The sequence below is a fragment of the Ramlibacter sp. genome, from assembly GCF_035554825.1.
Classification (GTDB): domain Bacteria; phylum Pseudomonadota; class Gammaproteobacteria; order Burkholderiales; family Burkholderiaceae_C; genus Ramlibacter.
Genome location: NZ_DATMHS010000023.1, coordinates 63,934 through 81,334 on the forward strand (window position 1 = coordinate 63,934; position 17,401 = coordinate 81,334).

At 70.5% G+C, this 17,401-nt stretch carries 16 protein-coding genes; 9 read left to right on the forward strand and 7 right to left on the reverse strand.

Going from position 1 to position 17,401, the window contains the following annotated elements; all coding sequences use genetic code 11:
• Positions 1-6 precede the first annotated feature (6 nt).
• From VNT59_RS02235 to VNT59_RS02245, 3 genes are read right to left on the reverse strand one after another with little or no spacing between them, the layout of a single operon-like run.
• Positions 7-1,128 carry an acyl-CoA dehydrogenase family protein gene (locus tag VNT59_RS02235; protein WP_325496200.1) on the reverse strand — a complete coding sequence of 374 codons (1,122 nt, stop codon included), beginning with the start codon at positions 1,126-1,128 and terminating at the stop codon, positions 7-9.
• A gap of 11 nt (positions 1,129-1,139) precedes the next feature.
• A complete protein-coding gene (locus VNT59_RS02240) occupies positions 1,140-2,333 on the reverse strand; it encodes an acyl-CoA dehydrogenase family protein (RefSeq protein WP_325496202.1) in 1,194 nt (397 codons plus the stop codon).
• 22 nt (positions 2,334-2,355) lie between these two features.
• Positions 2,356-3,123, reverse strand: coding sequence for an SDR family oxidoreductase (locus VNT59_RS02245; protein WP_325496204.1), 768 nt, complete (start codon positions 3,121-3,123; stop codon positions 2,356-2,358).
• A 288-nt stretch (positions 3,124-3,411) separates the two neighbouring features.
• Between VNT59_RS02245 and VNT59_RS02250 the strand changes: the two genes are divergently transcribed.
• Genes VNT59_RS02250 through VNT59_RS02265 form a run of 4 tightly spaced genes read left to right on the forward strand, consistent with a single transcriptional unit; the run spans position 3,412 to position 8,643 of the window.
• A complete protein-coding gene (locus VNT59_RS02250) occupies positions 3,412-5,499 on the forward strand; it encodes a 3-hydroxyacyl-CoA dehydrogenase NAD-binding domain-containing protein (RefSeq protein ID WP_325496206.1) in 2,088 nt (695 codons plus the stop codon).
• Positions 5,500-5,514: 15 nt separating this feature from the next.
• Entirely contained in the window at positions 5,515-6,693 is a 1,179-nt protein-coding gene (locus VNT59_RS02255) for an acetyl-CoA C-acyltransferase (RefSeq protein ID WP_325496208.1), read from the forward strand.
• On the forward strand, positions 6,693-7,754 hold the full coding sequence (locus VNT59_RS02260; protein ID WP_325496210.1) for a phosphotransferase: 1,062 nt from the start codon (positions 6,693-6,695) through the stop codon (positions 7,752-7,754). The genes VNT59_RS02255 and VNT59_RS02260 overlap by 1 nt, the downstream gene beginning before the upstream one ends.
• A 10-nt stretch (positions 7,755-7,764) precedes the next feature.
• Entirely contained in the window at positions 7,765-8,643 is an 879-nt protein-coding gene (locus VNT59_RS02265) for an SDR family oxidoreductase (protein ID WP_325496212.1), read from the forward strand.
• On the opposite strand, the gene VNT59_RS02270 is transcribed toward VNT59_RS02265, so the two are convergent.
• The 4 genes from VNT59_RS02270 to VNT59_RS02285 all read right to left on the reverse strand — a co-directional run bounded on the left by VNT59_RS02270 (position 8,627) and on the right by VNT59_RS02285 (position 12,783).
• The gene (locus VNT59_RS02270; RefSeq protein ID WP_325496213.1) at positions 8,627-9,667 is read right to left on the reverse strand and encodes a VWA domain-containing protein; all 1,041 of its coding nucleotides are present in this window, start codon (positions 9,665-9,667) and stop codon (positions 8,627-8,629) included. The genes VNT59_RS02265 and VNT59_RS02270 overlap by 17 nt on opposite strands.
• Before the next feature lie 21 nt (positions 9,668-9,688).
• Complete coding sequence (locus tag VNT59_RS02275; RefSeq protein WP_325496215.1) at positions 9,689-10,708, reverse strand: DUF58 domain-containing protein; 1,020 nt, start codon at positions 10,706-10,708, stop codon at positions 9,689-9,691.
• On the reverse strand, positions 10,689-11,696 hold the full coding sequence (locus tag VNT59_RS02280) for an AAA family ATPase (RefSeq protein WP_325496217.1): 1,008 nt from the start codon (positions 11,694-11,696) through the stop codon (positions 10,689-10,691). Before VNT59_RS02280 ends, VNT59_RS02275 begins: the two co-directional genes overlap by 20 nt.
• Before the next feature lie 64 nt (positions 11,697-11,760).
• Positions 11,761-12,783, reverse strand: a complete 1,023-nt coding sequence (locus VNT59_RS02285; protein ID WP_325496219.1) for a S1C family serine protease — start codon at positions 12,781-12,783, stop codon at positions 11,761-11,763.
• Between the two features lie 89 nt (positions 12,784-12,872).
• Between VNT59_RS02285 and VNT59_RS02290 the strand changes: the two genes are divergently transcribed.
• The 5 genes from VNT59_RS02290 to VNT59_RS02310 all read left to right on the forward strand — a co-directional run.
• Positions 12,873-13,715 (forward strand): TatD family hydrolase, encoded by an 843-nt coding sequence (locus tag VNT59_RS02290; protein WP_325496221.1) that lies wholly within the window; start codon positions 12,873-12,875, stop codon positions 13,713-13,715.
• A gap of 24 nt (positions 13,716-13,739) precedes the next feature.
• Positions 13,740-14,510: a spermidine synthase gene (locus tag VNT59_RS02295; protein WP_325496223.1), complete on the forward strand. Its 771-nt coding sequence runs from the start codon at positions 13,740-13,742 to the stop codon at positions 14,508-14,510.
• A complete protein-coding gene (locus VNT59_RS02300) occupies positions 14,507-16,297 on the forward strand; it encodes a GspE/PulE family protein (protein ID WP_325496225.1) in 1,791 nt (596 codons plus the stop codon). Before VNT59_RS02295 ends, VNT59_RS02300 begins: the two co-directional genes overlap by 4 nt.
• 128 nt (positions 16,298-16,425) lie before the next feature.
• On the forward strand, positions 16,426-16,914 hold the full coding sequence (locus tag VNT59_RS02305) for a tripartite tricarboxylate transporter TctB family protein (protein WP_325496227.1): 489 nt from the start codon (positions 16,426-16,428) through the stop codon (positions 16,912-16,914).
• 13 nt (positions 16,915-16,927) lie between these two features.
• A partial coding sequence (locus tag VNT59_RS02310; protein WP_325496229.1) for a tripartite tricarboxylate transporter permease occupies positions 16,928-17,401 on the forward strand: 474 nt, incomplete at its 3' end.

The window sequence follows — 17,401 nt, forward strand, 5'->3', positions numbered from 1 at the left end:
GCGGGATCAGTACCCCGCCAAGGCCGCGGCGCGATCCATCTGCACGGCGGCGTCGCCGAACAGTTCCTGCAGCACGCGGGCGCGTTTCATGAACAGGCCGATGTCGAGCTCGTCGGTCATGCCGATGCCGCCGTGCATCTGCACCCCTTCCTGCACCGCGCGGTCGGCGCTGAGGCCGGCGCGGGCCTTGGCCTGCGCCACCAGCAGCGGCGCGTTGCTCGCCCCCTGGTCGATCGCCTGCAGCGCCTGCCGCACGAGCGCCCGCGTGAGTTCGAGGTCGCAGAACAGCGCCGCGGCGCGATGCTGCAACGCCTGGAACTCGCCGATGGGCCGGTCGAACTGGCGGCGCTCCTTCAGATACCGGACGGTGCGGTCGAACACTTCGTCGGCGATGCCCAGCAGCTCGGCCGAAACGACCGCGCGGCCGACGTCGAGCACCTGCGCCAGCAACGCGGCGCCGGTGTCGACGCCGCCGACCAAGGCCTGGGCATCCACCCGCACCCCGTCGAACGCGAGCCGGGCGGCGTTGTGGGCATCGACCAGCACCGTGCGCTCCACCGTGAGCCCGGGCGCGCCGGCCGGCACCAGCAGCAGCGCCATGCCGCCGGCGGTGCGCGCCGCCACGATGAAGGCCTGCGCCACATGGCCGTCGACCACGAGCAGCTTGCGGCCGTCGATCTTCCAGTCGGCGCCGTCGCGCACGGCCGTCGTCTCGATCGCGCTGGCGCGGTGGCGCGAGCGCTCGTCGACCGCCAGCGCCATGACGGTGTCGGCTTCGGCGATGCGGGCCAGCCAGGCGGCCTGCTGCGCGGCGCTGCCGGCACGGCGCAGCAGCCAGGCGGCCAGCACCGCGGTGGAAAGAAACGGCGTCGGCGCCAGCGTGTGGCCGATCTGTTCGGCGATCAGGCCGGCTTCCGCCAGCCCGAGCCCCAGCCCGCCGTGGTCTTCGGGGACCAGCGTGGCGCTGTACCCCTGCGCCGCGAACGCGGTCCACAGTTCGGGCGAGTAGCCTCTGGCGTCCGCGCTGTCGCGCAGCTGCCGCAGGTGCGCGACCGGCGCGCGTTCGGTCAGAAACGACTGCGCGCTGTCGCGCAGCATGCGGCGTTCTTGGTCGAGGGTCCAGGTCATGTCGTGCTCCTTCAGACGCCGGGCAGGCCGAGGATCCGCTTGGCCACCACGTTCAGCTGCACCTCGCTGGTGCCGCCTTCGATCGAGTTGCCCTTGGTGCGCAGCCAGGTGCGCGCGGCCGTGCCGTCCTGCGAACGCGGGCCTTCCCACTCCAGGCCCTCGGCGCCGGCGGCGGCGATCATCAGTTCCCAGCGCCGCTTGTTCAATTCGGCGCCGTAGTATTTGAGCGCGGACGAGATGGCCGGCTCCGCCTCGCCGGCGCGCGCCTGCACGGCCACCAGTGCCAGCCAGGCACGGAACGCCGCTTCGTCGACTTCGAAGCGCGCGATCTCGGCGCGCAGCACGGGATCGTCCAGGCGCCCGCCGGCGTCCTTGCCGATGCGCTCGAGCGCGAACCGCCCCACCGGCGGCGGCAGGGCCCGCTCGCCGATCGCGCCGATCATTTCGCGCTCGTGCGTCAGCAGGTACTTGGCGATGGTCCAGCCGGCGTTGAGTTCGCCCACCAGGTTGGCCAGCGGCACCCGCACGTTGTCGAAGAAGGTCTCGCAGAACGGCGACTTGCCCGAGATCAGCCTGATCGGCCGGGTGCTCACGCCCGGCGTCGTCATGTCGATCAGGACGAAGCTGATGCCGGTGTGCTTCTTGCTGGTGTCGGTGCGCACCAGACAGAACATCCAGTCGCTCTCGTCGGCATACGAGGTCCAGATCTTCTGGCCGTTGACCAGGAAGTGATCGTCCTTGACCTCCGCCTTGGTGGCCAGCGACGCGAGGTCGGAGCCGGCGTTCGGCTCCGAGTAACCCTGGCACCAGCGGATCTCGCCGCGGGCGATTTGCCGCAGGTAGTGGCGCTTCTGCTCCTCGGAGCCGTACTTCAGGAGCGCGGGACCCAGCATCCAGATGCCGAAGCTCTGCAGCGGCACGCGGCACTTCAGGCGCGCCATCTCCTCGCGCAGGATCGCCGCCTCGGCGTGCGAGAGTCCACCGCCGCCGTATTCGCGGGGCCAGGTCGGCACCGTCCAGCCGCGCTCGCCCATTCGCTGCAGCCAAAGCCGCTGGGCCTCGCTCTGGAAGATGAAGCGCTTGCCGCCCCAGCACACGTCGGCCTCGCTCCCGGGCGGCTGGCGCATCTCGGGCGGACAGTTCGCCTCCAGCCAGGCGCGGGTCTCGGCGCGGAACGCTTGAAGGTCGGCGGTGGTGTGGCTCATGGCTTGCCCCTGGGGTGGAATCTCAGACCAGCACGCCGCCGTCGCAGATGATGGTGTGGCCGGTGGTGAAGCTGGAGGCCCGCGACGCGAGGTACACCGCCGCGCCGGCGATCTCGTCGGGCTCGCCGATGCGGCGCAGCGGCGAGGTGCGGGTCGCGCGCTCCAGCGTTTCGGGGTTCTGCCACAGCGCCCGGGCGAAGTCGGTGCGCACCAGGCCGGGCGCGATGCAGTTGACGCGCACGTTGTGCTGGCCGTATTCGACCGCGTAGTTGCGCGCCAGCTGGAAGTCGGCTGCCTTCGACACGTTGTAGGCGCCGATGATGGGGCTGCCGCGCAGCCCGCCGATCGACGACACGATGATCACCGAGCCTTCCCGGCGCTCGATCATCTGCGGCACGCACATGTTGATCAGCCAGTGGTTGCTGATGATGTTGTTGTCCAGGATCTTGCGGAACTGCTCGTCGCTGATGCCGCCCAGCGGGCCGTAGTAGGGATTGCTCGCGGCGTTGCAGACCAGGATGTCGATCCGGCCGAACACCCGGTTGGTGTGGTCGACCAGCGCCTGCAGCGCCTCCTTCGACGAGATGTTGGCGGCGAACGCGGTCGCGCGCCCGGCGCCGTACCGCTCGTTGACTTCCTTCGCCGCGGCCTCGCAGGCGTCCTGCGTGCGCGAGGAAATGGCGACGCGCGCGCCGTGTTCGGCGAGCCGTTCGGCGATGGCGCGGCCGATGCCGCGCGAGGAGCCGGTGACGATGGCGACCTTGCCGCCGAGATCGAAGAGTGAAGGCATGAAGGTGGTTCCGATGCTGGGGTGGCGGCCGCCGCAGCGGCTGCGGTCGGGCCGCAGTGCAGAAGGCGGGGCGGCGAGCGCCGGATTGTTTCGCCGCGGCCCCGGCCTGTCAATGCGAGGCTGGCGCGCCAGCGACCGAATGGCGTGGCGCAATTTACAGCTTCTGCCCCGGGTGCTAGCATCGATCGGGTGGTCGCCACCAACGGTTCTGCGCTGCAGAACTGCCGCCTCGCCGGTCCCGCGACGGCCGTCCGCATCCCATCGCTTCGCCATGAAGGAGAGCCTGCCATGAGCAGCACCCGCTACGACGTCCGCGGCCGCATCGCCGTCATCACCCTCGACTCGCCCCCCGTCAACGGCCTCGGCGCCGCGCTGCGCACCGCCATCATGGACTCGCTCGATCGCGCGCTGGCCGACAACGATGCGAAGGCGATCGTGATCACCGGCAACGACCGCGCGTTCTCGGGCGGGGCCGACGTCAAGGAATTCGGCACGCCGAACGCCGCGCGCGAGCCGCGCCTGCCGGTCGTCATCGCCGCGCTGGAGAACGCGAGCAAGCCGGTGGTGGCCGCGATCGCGGGCGTCTGCATGGGCGGTGGCCTGGAACTGGCGCTGGGCGCCCACTACCGCGTCGCCAGGGCGGACGCGCAGATCGCGCTGCCTGAAGTCAAGCTGGGCCTGCTGCCGGGCGCCGGCGGCACCCAGCGGCTGCCGCGGGCGGTGGGACTGGAGACCGCGCTGAACATGATCGTCTCCGGTGCCACGGTGCCGGCCGCGAAGCTGCAGGGCACGGCGCTGTTCGACCAGGTGACCGACGGCGATCCGGTGGCGGCCGCGCTCGTGCTCGCGGAGCGGATCGTCGCCGAGCAGCTGCCGCTCAAGCGGCTGCGCGACCTGAAGCTGAGCGATCCGCAGACCGAGGCGTTCCTGCAGTTCGCGCGCAACAACGTGGCGGCGGCGGCCGGCCCCTATCCGGCGCCGCTCAAGTGCGTGGAGGCCGTCGGCTGGTCGGCCACCAAGCCGATCGACGAGGGCCTGAAGCTCGAACGCGAAGCCTTCCTGTCGCTGATGGCGACGCCCGAAGCGCGCGCCCTGCGCCATGTGTTCACCGCCGAGCGCGCGGCGCGCAAGATCCCCGGCCTGCCCGAGGATGCGAAGCTGCGGCCGATCCGCCAGGTGGGCGTGATCGGCGCCGGGACCATGGGCGGCGGCATCACGATGAACTTCCTGAACGCCGGCATTCCGGTGGTGCTGCTGGAGATGAAGCAGGAGGCGCTGGACAAGGGGCTGGCCACCATCCGCAGGAACTACGAGAACTCGGCCAGGAAGGGCAAGCTCACGCAGGAGCAGGTGGAACAGCGGATGGCGCTGATCACCCCGGTGCTGGACTACCCGCCGCTCGCCGAGGTGGACCTCGTGATCGAAGCGGTGTTCGAGAACATGGAAGTCAAGGAGCAGGTGTTCCGCCGGCTCGATGCAGTGTGCCGGGCCGGCGCGATCCTGGCTTCGAACACTTCCTACCTCGACATCGACCGGATCGCCGGCTTCACCGGACGGCCCGCCGACGTCCTGGGCCTGCACTTCTTCAGCCCGGCCAACGTGATGCGGCTGCTGGAGATCGTGCGCGGCGCGCAGACCGCACCGGACGTGCTGGCGACCTGCGTCGACCTGGCCAGGAAGATCAAGAAGGTGGCGGTGGTGGCCGGCGTCTGCGACGGCTTCATCGGCAACCGCATGCTCGCGCGTTACGGCGCCGCGGCCGCCGGGCTGATCAATGCCGGCGCGCTGCCGCAGCAGGTCGACGGCGCGCTGCAGAAGTTCGGCCTGGCCATGGGGCCGTTCCGCATGGGCGACCTCGCCGGCCTGGACATCGGCTGGGCCACGCGCAAGCGCAAGGCCGCCGAGGCGGGCGTGGCGATGAAGGCCGTGGTCGCCGACAAGCTGTGCGAGGCGGGGCGCTTCGGCCAGAAGACCGGCGCCGGCTGGTACCGCTACGAAGCGGGCAAGCGCGACCCCATCCCCGATCCGCTGACCGAGCAGCTGATCGCCGACTACCGCGCCGCCAACGGGATCACGCCGCGCCGGATCGGCGACGAGGAAATCGTCGAGCGCTGCATCTACGCCCTGGTCAACGAAGGCGCGCGCATCCTGGAACAAGGCATCGCCGCGCGGGCCAGCGACATCGACCTGGTGTACCTGAACGGCTACGGCTACCCCGCCCATCGCGGCGGCCCGATGCTGTATGCCGACACGGTGGGCTTGCCCAACGTGGTGCGTGCGCTCAAGCGCTTCGCGGCCGAGCCGGGGGCCGACCCGTCCTGGCAGCCGGCGCCGCTGCTGGTCCAGCTCGCCGAAGCCGGCAAGACCTTCAACTGATCCAGGGGAACCGCCATGACCGAAGCCGTCATCGTCTCCACCGCGCGCACCGGCTTGGCCAAGAGCTGGAAAGGCGCATTCAACATGACCTACGGCGCGACGCTGGCGGCGCATTCGATCGAGCACGCCGTCAAGCGCGCCGGCCTCGCGCCGGACGAGGTCGAGGACGTGATTCTGGGCGCCGCCAACCCCGAAGGCACCACCGGCGGCAACGTCGCCCGGGTGGCCGCGCTGCGCGCCGGCCTGCCGGTCACGACCACCGGCGTGACCATCAACCGCTTCTGTTCCTCCGGCCTGCAGGCGATCGCCATGGCCGCGCAGCGCATCATCGTCGACCAGGTCCCGGTGATGGTGGCCGGCGGCGTCGAGAGCATCTCCTGCGTGCAGAACGAGGCCAACCGCCACATGCGCGCCGATCCGGCGATGCTGGAGCGCAAGCCCGAGATCTACTGGACGATGCTGCAGACCGCCGAGACCGTGGCCAGGCGCTACAACATCTCCAAGGAGAAGCAGGACGAGTACGGCGTGCGCAGCCAGCAGCGCGCCGCCGCCGCCCAGGCCGCCGGCAAGTTCGACGACGAGATCGTCCCGATGACCACCGTGATGGGCGTGGTCGACAAGGCGACGGGCCGGATCGGCCGCAGGGAAGTGACGATCGCCGCCGACGAGGGCATCCGCGCGGACACCACGCTGGAAGGCGTCGCCAGGATCCGCTCGGCGCTGCCCGGCGGCGTGATCACCGCGGGCAACGCCAGCCAGTTCAGCGACGGCTCGTCCGCCTGCGTCCTGATGAACGCCAAGCTCGCCGAGCAGCGGGGCATCCGGCCGCTGGGCATCTTCCGCGGCTTCGCGGTCGCCGGGTGCGAGCCCGACGAGATGGGCATCGGCCCGGTGTTCGCGATTCCGCGCCTGCTGGAACGCACCGGCCTGAAGATGCAGGACATCGGCCTGTGGGAGCTCAACGAGGCGTTCGCCGTGCAGGTGCTGTACTGCCGGGACAAGCTGGGCATCCCCGACGAACTGCTGAACGTCAACGGCGGGGCGATCGCGGTGGGCCATCCGTACGGCGTCACCGGCTCGCGCCTGACCGGCCACGCGCTGATCGAAGGCAAGCGCCGCGGCGCGAAGTACGTCGTCGTGACCATGTGCATCGGCGGCGGCCAGGGCGCGGCCGGCCTGTTCGAAGTCGCCTGATGTCCTTCGAGCAGTTCATGGGCACGCGGCCGGTGGCGCCGCAGCATGCCTTCGACCAGGCCGCGCTCGCCCGCTGGATGGCGGACCACGTGGCGGGCTTCGCCGGCAGCCTGAACGTCGAGCAGTTCAAGGGCGGCCAGAGCAATCCGACCTTCCTGCTCGAAGCAGGCGGGCAGCGCTACGTCATGCGGCGCAAGCCGCCGGGCGAGTTGCTGCCGTCGGCGCATGCCGTCGACCGCGAATTCCGCGTGATCAGCGCGCTGGCGTCGACGCCGGTGCCGGTGGCCAAGGCCCACGCGCTGTGCGAAGACACCAGCGTGATCGGCGCCATGTTCTACATCATGGACTACGTCGACGGCCGCGTGCTGTGGGACCCGGCGTTGCCCGGGATGGCCCCCGGCCAGCGGCGCGCGCACTTCGACGAGCTCGGACGGGTGATCGCGGCCCTGCACTCGGTCGATCCGCTGGCGATCGGCCTGGCCGATTACGGCAAGCCGGGCAACTACATCGAGCGCCAGGTCGGCCGCTGGACCAGGCAGTACCGCGCGGCCGAAACCGACCGCGTCGAGGCCGTCGAGCGCCTGATCGAGTGGCTGCCGGCGCACGTGCCTGCCGGCGACGAGACGCGCATCGTCCACGGCGACTACCGCTTCGACAACGTGATCTTCCATCCGACCGAGCCGCGCATCCTGGCGGTGCTGGACTGGGAGCTGTCCACGCTGGGCCATCCGCTGGTCGACTTCGCCTACCACTGCATGGCGTGGCGCATGCAGGCTGGGGAAGGCTCGCGGGGCCTGCGCGGGGTCGACCTGGCGGCGCTGGGCATCCCGAGCGAGGCCGAATACCTGCAGTGGTACCTGCAGCGCACGGGGCGGCCGGCGCCCAGCCGCGAGGACTGGATCTACTTCCTGGTGTTCGGCATGTTCCGCCTGGTCGGCATCGTGCAAGGCATCAAGAAGCGCGCGCTGCAAGGCAATGCGTCGAGCGAGCGGGCGATGCAGGCCGGCAGCCGGGTGCGGCCGCTGGCCGAGCAGGCCTGGGCGCTGGCGCAGACGATGTGAGGAGCGCGTCATGGAAATGAGAGGCAAGGTCATCGTCGTGACCGGCGGCGCGTCGGGCATCGGCGCGGCGCTGGCACGGCGCTTCGCCAGGGAGGGAGCCGCGGGCATCGTCGTCGCGGACCTGGACGAGGCCGGGGCCGAGGCCGTGGCGGCCGACGCCGGCGGCATCGCCGTGCGCGTCGACGTCGCGGTGGAAGCCGAGGTGCAGGCGCTCATTGCCCAGGCCACCGAGCGCTACGGACGTGTCGACGTGCTCTGCTCGAACGCGGGCCTGGCCGCGGCCGGCGGCCTGCAGGCGAGCAATGCGCAGTGGCAGCGCCTGTGGGACGTGAACCTGATGGCGCATGTCTACGGCGCCCGCGCCGTGGTGCCGCAGATGGTCGAGCGCGGCGAGGGCTACCTGCTGCAGACCGCATCGGCCGCGGGATTGCTGTCGCATCCCGAGTCGGCGGTGTACGCGGTGACCAAGCATGCGGCCGTCGCCCTGGCCGAGTGGCTGTCGATCCAGTACGGCGACCAGGGCATCCGCGTGAGCTGCCTGTGCCCGCAGGGCGTGCGCACGCCCATGCTCATGGGCCGGCAGGGCGAGCGCAAGAGCTTCCTGCAGGACAACATGGTGTCGCCGGAGCAGGTCGCCGACGACTGCGTGCAGGCGATGCGCGACGAGCGCTTCCTGGTGCTGCCGCATCCCGAGGTGCTGGACTACCTGCGCGGCAAGACCGCGGATGTCGAGCGCTGGCTGGGCGGGATGCGCAGGCTGCGCGCGAAGTCCGAAGCGGCGCGCCAGGGGAGCGAGTCGGGCGGCGGTCCCTCGGGCCGCAGCGCGCGGGCGGAGGACGCAGCGCGGACCACGGTGCGCCCGGTCCGCCCGCCTAGAGGATCCGGTTGAACCACAGCAGCGACAGGCCGGCCGAGACCAGCGCCAGCAGCGCGGCGGCCAGGGCGAACAGGGCCGAGACCTCGGTCTCCTTCTTCTCCACCGTCAGCCGCGAGCTCAGCGTTTCGTACACCTTGTGCAGGTCCTGCGACGTGCCGGCGTAGAAGTACTCGGCGCTGGTCTTGGTGGCGATCGCCTTGAGCGTCTCCTCGTCCAGGCGCACCCGCATCGACCAGCCCTCGAAGCCGATCGTCTCGCCGTCGACCGTGCCGATGCCCACCGTGTAGACCCGGATGCCGCGATCCGCCGCCATCTTCGCGGCCTCCAGCGGGTCGACCCCGGTCGTGCGCTGGCCGTCGGTCAGCATGATGATGGCCGCCGAGGTGTAGGAGCCCGGCGCCACCGGCGTGAACTCCTTCTTCTCCTTGTGGTCGGCGTCGATGGCCAGGCCGCGCTGGCGCTCGCGCCCCGCCTGCAGCGACTGCAGGTCGATGCCGGCGTCGGGGAACAGCGTCGCCAGCGAGATCACGATGGCGTTGCCGGTGGCCGTGGCGCGCTGCAGCTGGAAGCGGTCGATCGCGGTGACGAGGTCTTCGCGATTGGTGGTCGGCAGCTGCGCCACCTGCGCCGAACCGGCGAACGCGACGATGCCGACCTTCACGTGGCGCGGCAGTTCGGCCAGGAAGGCCTTGGCCGCGCTCTGCGCCGCTTCCAGGCGGCTGGGCTTGACGTCGGTCGCGCGCATGCTGCCGGACACGTCCATCGCCAGGATGATGGTCTGCTGGTTCGAGGGCAGCAGCATGACGGCCTGCGGCCGGGCGGCCGCGACCAGCATGGCGGCGATCGCGAGCAGGAACAGCGCCGGCGGCACATGGCGGCGGATGGTCTGGCCCGGGCCGAGCGCCTCCTTCACGATCGACAGCGAGGCGTAGCGCAGCGCCATCTTCTTCTTGCGCCGCAACAGCCAGAGATACAGCATCACCAGCAAGGGCAAGGCGAGCAGCAGCCAGAGGAATTCGGGCCAGAGGAAGGTCATCGCTGGTGTTCCTCGTGCAGGTCAGGCGCGCCGCAGGTGGGCGGGGAAGGCGCCGCCCGCGCTGAGCTGGGCGCGGCGCTTGCGCATGTCGGTGAAGCGCAGCACGGTCTCGACCAGATCGCCGTCGGTGGCGAGTTCCAGGGCATCGACGCCGGCGCGCACGAAGCCCTGGCGCAGGTCCGCCTCGCGCTGCGCGGCGATGCGGGCGAAGCGCTTGCGAAAGCCGGCGTCGTGGGTGTCCACCAGCACCTGCTCCCCGCTCTCCGCATCGCGCATGGTGAGCAGGCCGAGGTCCGGCAACTCGAGTTCCATCGGGTCGAGCAGCCGCACGGCGACGACCTCGTGGCGCTGGGCCAGCAGCGCCAGCGGCCGGTCCCAGCCGGGTTCGCTGATGAAATCGGAGACCACGAAGACCGTGGAGCGGCGCTTGATGACGCCCGCCGCCGATTCCAGCAGGTCGCGCAGCTTGGTGGTGCTGCCTTCGGCCGCCAGCGGCCGGCGCTGCATGCTGTGCAGCAGGTGCAGCACGTGGCGCCGTCCGCCTCGCGCCGGGATCACGGTGTCGACGCCCGATCCGTACAGCAGGGCGCCGACCCGGTTGCCGTGGCGGGTGAGCATGCGCGCGAGCACCGCCACGAACTCGCAGGACACCGTGCGCTTGCGTTGCTCGCCCGAGCCGAAATCGACCGAGGGGCTCAGGTCCAGCAGGAACCAGGCCGACATCTCGCGGTCTTCGGTGAACACCCGCACGTGCGGCACCTGCAGCCGGGCCGTCACGTTCCAGTCGATGTGGCGCACGTCGTCGTGATGCTGGTATTCGCGCAGGTCCGCCAGGTCGAGCCCGGCGCCGCGCATCAGGGTGCGGTAGTCGCCCTGCAGCAGGCCGTCCAGGCGCCGGATGGCGGTCCATTCCAGGCGCCGCAGCACGTGCTCGGCGCTCGCGGCAGGCGCCGGCGCCGGGCCGGCCCGGACCGGCTCGGCCCGTTCGGCTCCCGGCCCCGGGCCCTGGCGGCCACCGATGCTACGCAGCCAGCTTTTCATGTTCGAGCGGCTTGGCCGGCGCGGCGATCTTGCCCATGATCCTGCCCACCAGCGCGTCGGCGGTGAGGCCCTCCGACAGCGCCTCGTACGAGAGCACCAGCCGGTGCCGCAGCACGTCGGGCACCAGGTCGCTCATGTCCTCGGGCAGCGCATAGGTGCGGCCGCGCAGCATCGCCAGCGCGCGGGCGCCCTCGGTGAGATTGATGGTGGCGCGCGGGCTGGCGCCGAAGGTGAGGTACCTGCCGAGGTCGCGCAGGCCGTGCTTGTCCGGCGTGCGCGTGGCCGACACCAGCCGCACCGCGTACTGCACCAGCGCCGGGTCGACATAGACGCGCCGGCATTCGCGCTGCAGCGCGGCCAGCTGCTCGGTGGTGGCGACCGCCCGCACCTGGACCGCGGGTCCGGTGACGCGTTCGACGATCACGAACTCTTCCTCGTCGGTCGGGTAGTCGACCAGCACCTTCATCATGAAGCGGTCGACCTGCGCCTCGGGCAGCGGATAGGTGCCCTCGGTCTCGATCGGGTTCTGGGTCGCCATCACCAGGAACGGCTCCGGCACCTTGTGCGTCTGGCCGGCGATCGTCACCTGCCGCTCCTGCATCACCTCGAGCAGCGCGCTCTGCACCTTGGCCGGGGCCCGGTTGATTTCGTCGGCCAGCAGCAGGTTGGTGAACACCGGTCCCAGCGCGGTCGTGAAGTCGCCGGTCTTCTGGTTGTAGATGCGGGTGCCCACCAGATCGGACGGCACCAGGTCGGGCGTGAACTGGATCCGCTTGAAGTGGCCGCTGATGGTGTTGGCCAGCGTCTTGACGGTCAGCGTCTTGGCCAGGCCAGGCACGCCTTCGACCAGCAGGTGGCCCTGCGCGAGGATGGCCACCATCACCCGTTCCAGGAACCGGTCCTGGCCGACCACCACCCGCTTCACCTCGTAGAGGATCTGCTCCATGAGCTGGGCGGTGTCGCTGTCCTGGCGGGTATTCGAATCCATGGGTCTCCATCGCTCCAGTCGTGGTGGGCGTTGCGCAAAGAAAAAAGGTGGCCGCCGCCTCCGGTCAGAACGGCGGGAGGCCGGCCGCGGCGGCGGCGTTCTCGATCGGCACGGCAAAGCCGATGCCCAGGAACGTGCGCGCCGGGGTGGGATTGAGGATGGCCGTGACGATGCCGACCACCTCGCCGTCCATCGTCACCAGCGGGCCGCCGGAATTGCCCGGGTTGGCGGCGGCGTCGAACTGGATCAGGTTGGTCATCTCGTGCTTGCCCTCGGGCGAACGGAAGGCGCGCTTCAGGCCGGACACGATGCCGCCGGAGGCGGACGGACCGATGCCGAACGGAAAGCCGACGGCCAGCACGCGGTCGCCGGGTCCCAGGTCGGCGGTGGAGCGCATCGTCGCCGCGATCAGGTCGTCGGGGATCTTGCTGGCCTGCAGCACGGCGAGGTCGTTCTCCGGCTGCACGCCGCTGATCGACGCCTCGGCCTGCAGGCCGTCGGAGAACACCACCTCGATGCGGTCGGCGCCGGAGACCACGTGCAGGTTGGTCAGGATCACGCCCTTGTCGATGATCACCACCCCGGTGCCGACGCCGTGCTCGACCTCCTCGTCGCTGCCGTTGCCCTCGGCGCCGGGAGCCGAGCCCAGCGGCTTGGGCTTGGCGCCGTTGGGCGCGCCGTGGCCGTTGTCCTTGGCGTCCTTCAGCCGGCTCTTCTTGACGAAGCTGACGACGCGCACCACGGCCGGCCGGATGTTGTCGTAGGCCCGCGCGTACTCGGACGGCATCACCTGGGTCTCGAGCGTCTTCATCACGGCCGCGTTGATGTCGTCCTGCGTCAGCTTGCGCTGCATCGGCCGCAGCCCGAGCGTGAGGCTGGCCGCCAGCAGCGCCGCGAGCAGCGCGATGGCGCTCCACAGCAGGGCGGGGTGGGAAAGCGAGAGCCGGCGGCGCGGCGCGGTGGTGGTCGAGGTCAGGGCCGGCGCGGACTCAGCGGCCGGGTCGGCACCAGCTGCTGCGCTGCTGTCCGGCGCGTCCGGCCCGGAGCGGGTCGGTCGGCTGGAGCTGTAGAGGGCTGGCCTGCGCATTCATTCACCTGTCGTGCAGCGGAGTCAGAGTGAAAACCTACGGTATCACGCTTTGCGCGAGGCTGCACGGCTTGCGGCATCATGCGGCCATGGCCGCGTGGATTGATACACATTGCCACCTCGACGCGGCCGAGTTCGCGTCCGATCGCGACGCCGTACGCTCGAGCGCGCGCGCCAACGGCGTCGTGCATTGCGTGCTGCCCGCGGTGGACATCGACAGCTTCCGCGCCGTGCGCGAACTGGCCGCGCGGCATGGCGACAGTTACGCGCTCGGCATCCATCCGCTGGCCACCGGGCGCGCCGACTTCGAGGACCTCGACCGCCTCGACCAGGCGCTCACCGAATGCCGGCACGACCCGCGGCTGGTGGCGGTCGGCGAGATCGGCCTGGACTTCTTCGATGCCGGCCCCGACCCGCGGCGCCAGGAACGCTTCCTCGCCGAGCAGTTGCGGCTGGCGCGCCGGCATGGCTTGCCCGTGATCCTGCACGTGCGCCGTTCCGCCGACGGCCTGCTCAAGCAGCTGCGCCGCGAACGCGTCGCCGGCGGCATCGCGCACGCGTTCAACGGCAGCCGCCAGCAGGCGGACGAATTCGTCAGGCTCGGCTTGTGCCTGGGCTTCGGCGGCACCGTCACCTACGAGCGTGCGCAGCAGATCCGCCGGCTGGCGGCGCTGCTGCCGCTGCAGGCGCTGGTGCTGGAGACCGATGCGCCCGACATGCCGCCGCAGTGGCTCTACCGCACGGCTGCCCAGCGCGCGGATGGCGCGCCGCAGGGACGCAACGAGCCGGCCGAACTGCCGCGCATCGGGCAGGCGCTGGCCGCGCTGCGCGGCATCGCGCCGGAGGAACTGGCGCGGGCCAGCGCGGCCAACGCGCAGCGGGTGCTGCCCCGGCTGCGGCCGCTGCTGGGCGCCGCCGCGACCGGTGGCTGATCCGTCGTGGCGATAATCGGCCCGGTGAAAGCTTCCGAACCCGCCGCCGCGCTGCCCGAAGTCAATTTTTCCGACGAGGGCGACGTCCGCTACCTGCACCTGGGCACGTTGTGGATCCAGGGGTCCATGCTGCTGGACCGGCCGTACGACATCGAGCTGGAGTACGTGCAGCGGATGATGGCCTGGCTGCTGTTCGTCGAACCGGAACAGGTGGCGCAGCGCCACGCGATGCAGCTCGGGCTCGGCGCCGCCGCCATCACCAAGTTCTGCCACAAGAAGCTGCGGATGAAGACCACGGCGATCGAGCTGAACCCGCAGGTGATCTCGGCCTGCCGCCTCTGGTTCAAGCTGCCTGGGGACGACGCGCGGCTCACCGTGGAACTGGCCGACGCCGCGCAGGTGGTGGCCGACCCGCGGCGTCACGGTACCGTCGATGCGCTGCAGGTCGACCTCTACGATGCCGAGGCGGCCGCGCCGGTGCTCGACAGCGAGGCCTTCTACGACCACTGCCGCCGCCTGCTGACCGACGACGGCTGCATGACGGTGAACCTGTTCGGGCGCGCCTCGAGCTACGAGCGCAGCCTGGAGAAGATCGCCTCGGTCTTCGGCGAGGACGCGGTCTGGGCGTTCCGGCCCACGCGCGAGGGCAACACCATCGTGCTGGCGCTGCGCACGCCGGTCCAGCCGGCGCGAGGAGTGTTGATGCAGCGCGCCGAAGCGATCCAGTCGCGCTGGGGCCTGCCGGCCCGCAAATGGCTGAAGGTCTTCAAGCCGCTCGCCGGAGCCGGATCATGAGCCACGCCGGCCGGCACCGCGCCGCGGCCCGCGGCCCGCACCAGGGTCCGCTGGACTGGCGCACGCTGGTCGACTGGCTGGACCAGGACGGCGTCATCACCCCCGAGGAGGCGCGGCGCACCATCGCCCGCTGCTCGCAGGCCGAGAGCGCGCAGCATCCGCTGGTGCGGCTCGCGGCGGTGGCGATGGCGCGCGCCGGCGACGGCCGGGCGCTCGACATCGAATCGCTGACCGAGTGGCTGGCCGGCCGGGCCGGCCTCGACTACCTGCGCATCGACCCGCTGAAGGTGGACGTGGCCAAGGTCGCCGACACCATGAGCGCCGGCTACGCCGAGCGGCACCGGGTGCTGCCGGTGCAGGTCACCGCCAGCGAGGTGGTGGTCGCCACCTCGGAGCCGTTCGTCACCGACTGGGTCGACGAGGTCGAGCGGCAGTCGCGGCGAACGGTCCGCCGCGTGCTCGCCAGCCCGCAGGAGCTGCACCGCTTCACCGCCGAATTCTTCGCGCTGGCCAAGTCGGTGCGGGCGGCGCAGCGCTCCGGCGGCAGCGGCGGGGCCGCGAGCTTCGAGCAGCTGGTCGAGCTCGGGCGCAGCAACAAGCAGCTGGACGCCAACGACCAGGGCGTGGTCCAGGTCGTGGACTGGTTGTGGACCTATGCCTTCGACCAGCGCGCAAGCGACATCCACCTGGAGCCGCGCCGCGAGCAGGGCGTGATCCGGTTCCGCATCGACGGCGTGCTGCACCCGGTCTACCAGATGCCGATGGGCGTGCTGAACGCGATGACCGCCCGCATCAAGCTGCTGGGTCGGATGGACGTCGTGGAAAAGCGCCGCCCGCAGGACGGCCGCATCAAGACGCGCAATCCGAGGGGCGACGAGATCGAGATGCGGCTGTCGACGCTGCCCACCGCGTTCGGCGAGAAGATGGTGATGCGGATCTTCGATCCCGACACCGCCGTCAAGGACCTCGACGCGCTCGGCTTCTCGCAGCACGACGCGCAGCGCTGGGAGGCGCTGGTCAAGCGGCCCGCCGGCATCGTGCTGGTGACCGGCCCCACCGGCTCGGGCAAGACGACCACCCTCTATTCCACGCTCAAGCGCGTCGCCACCGAGGAGGTCAACGTGAGCACGGTGGAGGACCCGATCGAGATGATCGAGCCGGCCTTCAACCAGACCCAGGTGCAGCCGCAGCTCGATTTCGGCTTCGCCGAGGGCCTGCGGGCCCTGATGCGGCAGGACCCGGACATCATCATGGTGGGCGAGATCCGTGACCTGGCGACCGCCGAGATGGCGATCCAGGCGGCGTTGACCGGCCACCTCGTGTTCTCCACGTTGCACACCAACGACGCGCCGTCGGCGGTGACCCGCCTGCTGGAGCTCGGGGTGCAGCCGTATCTCGTGAACGCCACCGTGCTGGGGGTGCTGGCGCAGCGCCTGGTGCGGACCCTGTGCCGCCAGTGCCGCCAGCCCGACGACGCGGCCTCGCGCGACGCGCTGGACGCGCTCGTCAAGCCCTGGAAGATCACCGGCAGCTACCAGCCGTACCGCGCCGTCGGCTGCGTCGACTGCCGCATGACCGGCTTCCTGGGCCGCATGGGCCTGTACGAACTGCTCACCGTGACCCAGGATTTCAAGGAGCGGGTGAACCAGTCGCCCGACATCGACAGCCTGCGCCGGCAGGCGGTGGCCGACGGCATGCGGCCGCTGCGGCTGGCCGGCGTGCTGCGGGTGGCCGAAGGTCTCACGACGGTCGAGGAAGTGCTCACTGCCACGCCGCCGCTGGATTGACAGCCCGGCAATCGGCCACGGCGGGTCAGGGACGGGTCAGCCGTTCCGGTATAGGTGGAATCCACATCCGCCAAGTCAGCCTTAGGTCAGACAATCGGCTTCTTCGAAGTTTGTCTCGAGGAGACCGCATGAGAATCAAGAGCCAGAAGGACTTCTTCTCCGGGCTCATGTTCATGGCGATGGGCATTGCCTTCGCCTGGGGCGCGACCACCTACACGATCGGAGAGGGCGCCCGGATGGGCCCCGGCTATTTCCCGCTGATGCTCGGCATCCTGCTCACCGCGCTGGGCGGCTTCATCGTCTTCGAGTCGCTGGTGGTGGAGACCGAGGACGGCGAGCCGGTGGGCGCCTGGGCCTGGAAGCCGCTGGGCTTCATCATCGGCGCCAACCTGCTGTTCGGCATCCTGCTGGGCGGCCTGCCCAGCATCGGGGTGCCGGCGATGGGCCTGATCATCGCGATCTACGGGCTCACTTTCGTGGCGGCGCTGGCCGGCGACGAATTCAACTGGAAGGAGGTGGTGATCCTGGCCACCGTCCTGGCGATCGGCAGCTACCTTGCCTTCATCGTGCTGCTCAAGTTGCAGTTCCAGGTCTGGCCCACCTTCATCACCGGCTGAAAGAGACGACACCATGGAACTGTTCTCGAACCTTGCCATCGGTTTCGGCGTCGCCTTCACGCCGATCAACCTGCTGTATTGCTTCGTCGGCTGCGTGCTGGGCACGCTGATCGGCGTGCTGCCCGGCATCGGCCCGGTCGCCACCATCGCGATGCTGCTGCCGGCCACCTACGCGCTGCCGCCGGTGTCGGCCCTGATCATGCTGGCCGGCATCTACTACGGCGCCCAGTACGGCGGCTCCACCACCGCCATCCTGGTCAACCTGCCGGGTGAATCAGCCTCGGTGGTCACGGTGATCGACGGCTACCAGATGGCGCGGCAGGGACGCGCCGGCCCGGCGCTGGCTGCCGCCGGCATCGGCTCGTTCTTCGCCGGCTGCGTCGGCACGCTGATCCTGGCCGCCTTCGCCGCGCCGCTGACCGAAGTGGCGTTCAAGTTCGGCCCGGCCGAATACTTCTCGCTGATGGTGCTGGGCCTGATCGGCGCC

What these genes read in the sequence shown, in the direction of transcription:
- VNT59_RS02235 (WP_325496200.1), bottom strand. Translation starts at nt 1,128, where the DNA reads ATGACCTGGACCCTCGACCAAGAACGCCGCATGCTGCGCGACAGCGCG.
- VNT59_RS02240 (WP_325496202.1), bottom strand. Translation starts at nt 2,333, where the DNA reads ATGAGCCACACCACCGCCGACCTTCAAGCGTTCCGCGCCGAGACCCGC.
- VNT59_RS02245 (WP_325496204.1), bottom strand. Translation starts at nt 3,123, where the DNA reads ATGCCTTCACTCTTCGATCTCGGCGGCAAGGTCGCCATCGTCACCGGC.
- VNT59_RS02250 (WP_325496206.1), top strand. Translation starts at nt 3,412, where the DNA reads ATGAGCAGCACCCGCTACGACGTCCGCGGCCGCATCGCCGTCATCACC.
- VNT59_RS02255 (WP_325496208.1), top strand. Translation starts at nt 5,515, where the DNA reads ATGACCGAAGCCGTCATCGTCTCCACCGCGCGCACCGGCTTGGCCAAG.
- VNT59_RS02260 (WP_325496210.1), top strand. Translation starts at nt 6,693, where the DNA reads ATGTCCTTCGAGCAGTTCATGGGCACGCGGCCGGTGGCGCCGCAGCAT.
- VNT59_RS02265 (WP_325496212.1), top strand. Translation starts at nt 7,765, where the DNA reads ATGGAAATGAGAGGCAAGGTCATCGTCGTGACCGGCGGCGCGTCGGGC.
- VNT59_RS02270 (WP_325496213.1), bottom strand. Translation starts at nt 9,667, where the DNA reads ATGACCTTCCTCTGGCCCGAATTCCTCTGGCTGCTGCTCGCCTTGCCC.
- VNT59_RS02275 (WP_325496215.1), bottom strand. Translation starts at nt 10,708, where the DNA reads ATGAAAAGCTGGCTGCGTAGCATCGGTGGCCGCCAGGGCCCGGGGCCG.
- VNT59_RS02280 (WP_325496217.1), bottom strand. Translation starts at nt 11,696, where the DNA reads ATGGATTCGAATACCCGCCAGGACAGCGACACCGCCCAGCTCATGGAG.
- VNT59_RS02285 (WP_325496219.1), bottom strand. Translation starts at nt 12,783, where the DNA reads ATGCGCAGGCCAGCCCTCTACAGCTCCAGCCGACCGACCCGCTCCGGG.
- VNT59_RS02290 (WP_325496221.1), top strand. Translation starts at nt 12,873, where the DNA reads ATGGCCGCGTGGATTGATACACATTGCCACCTCGACGCGGCCGAGTTC.
- VNT59_RS02300 (WP_325496225.1), top strand. Translation starts at nt 14,507, where the DNA reads ATGAGCCACGCCGGCCGGCACCGCGCCGCGGCCCGCGGCCCGCACCAG.
- VNT59_RS02305 (WP_325496227.1), top strand. Translation starts at nt 16,426, where the DNA reads ATGAGAATCAAGAGCCAGAAGGACTTCTTCTCCGGGCTCATGTTCATG.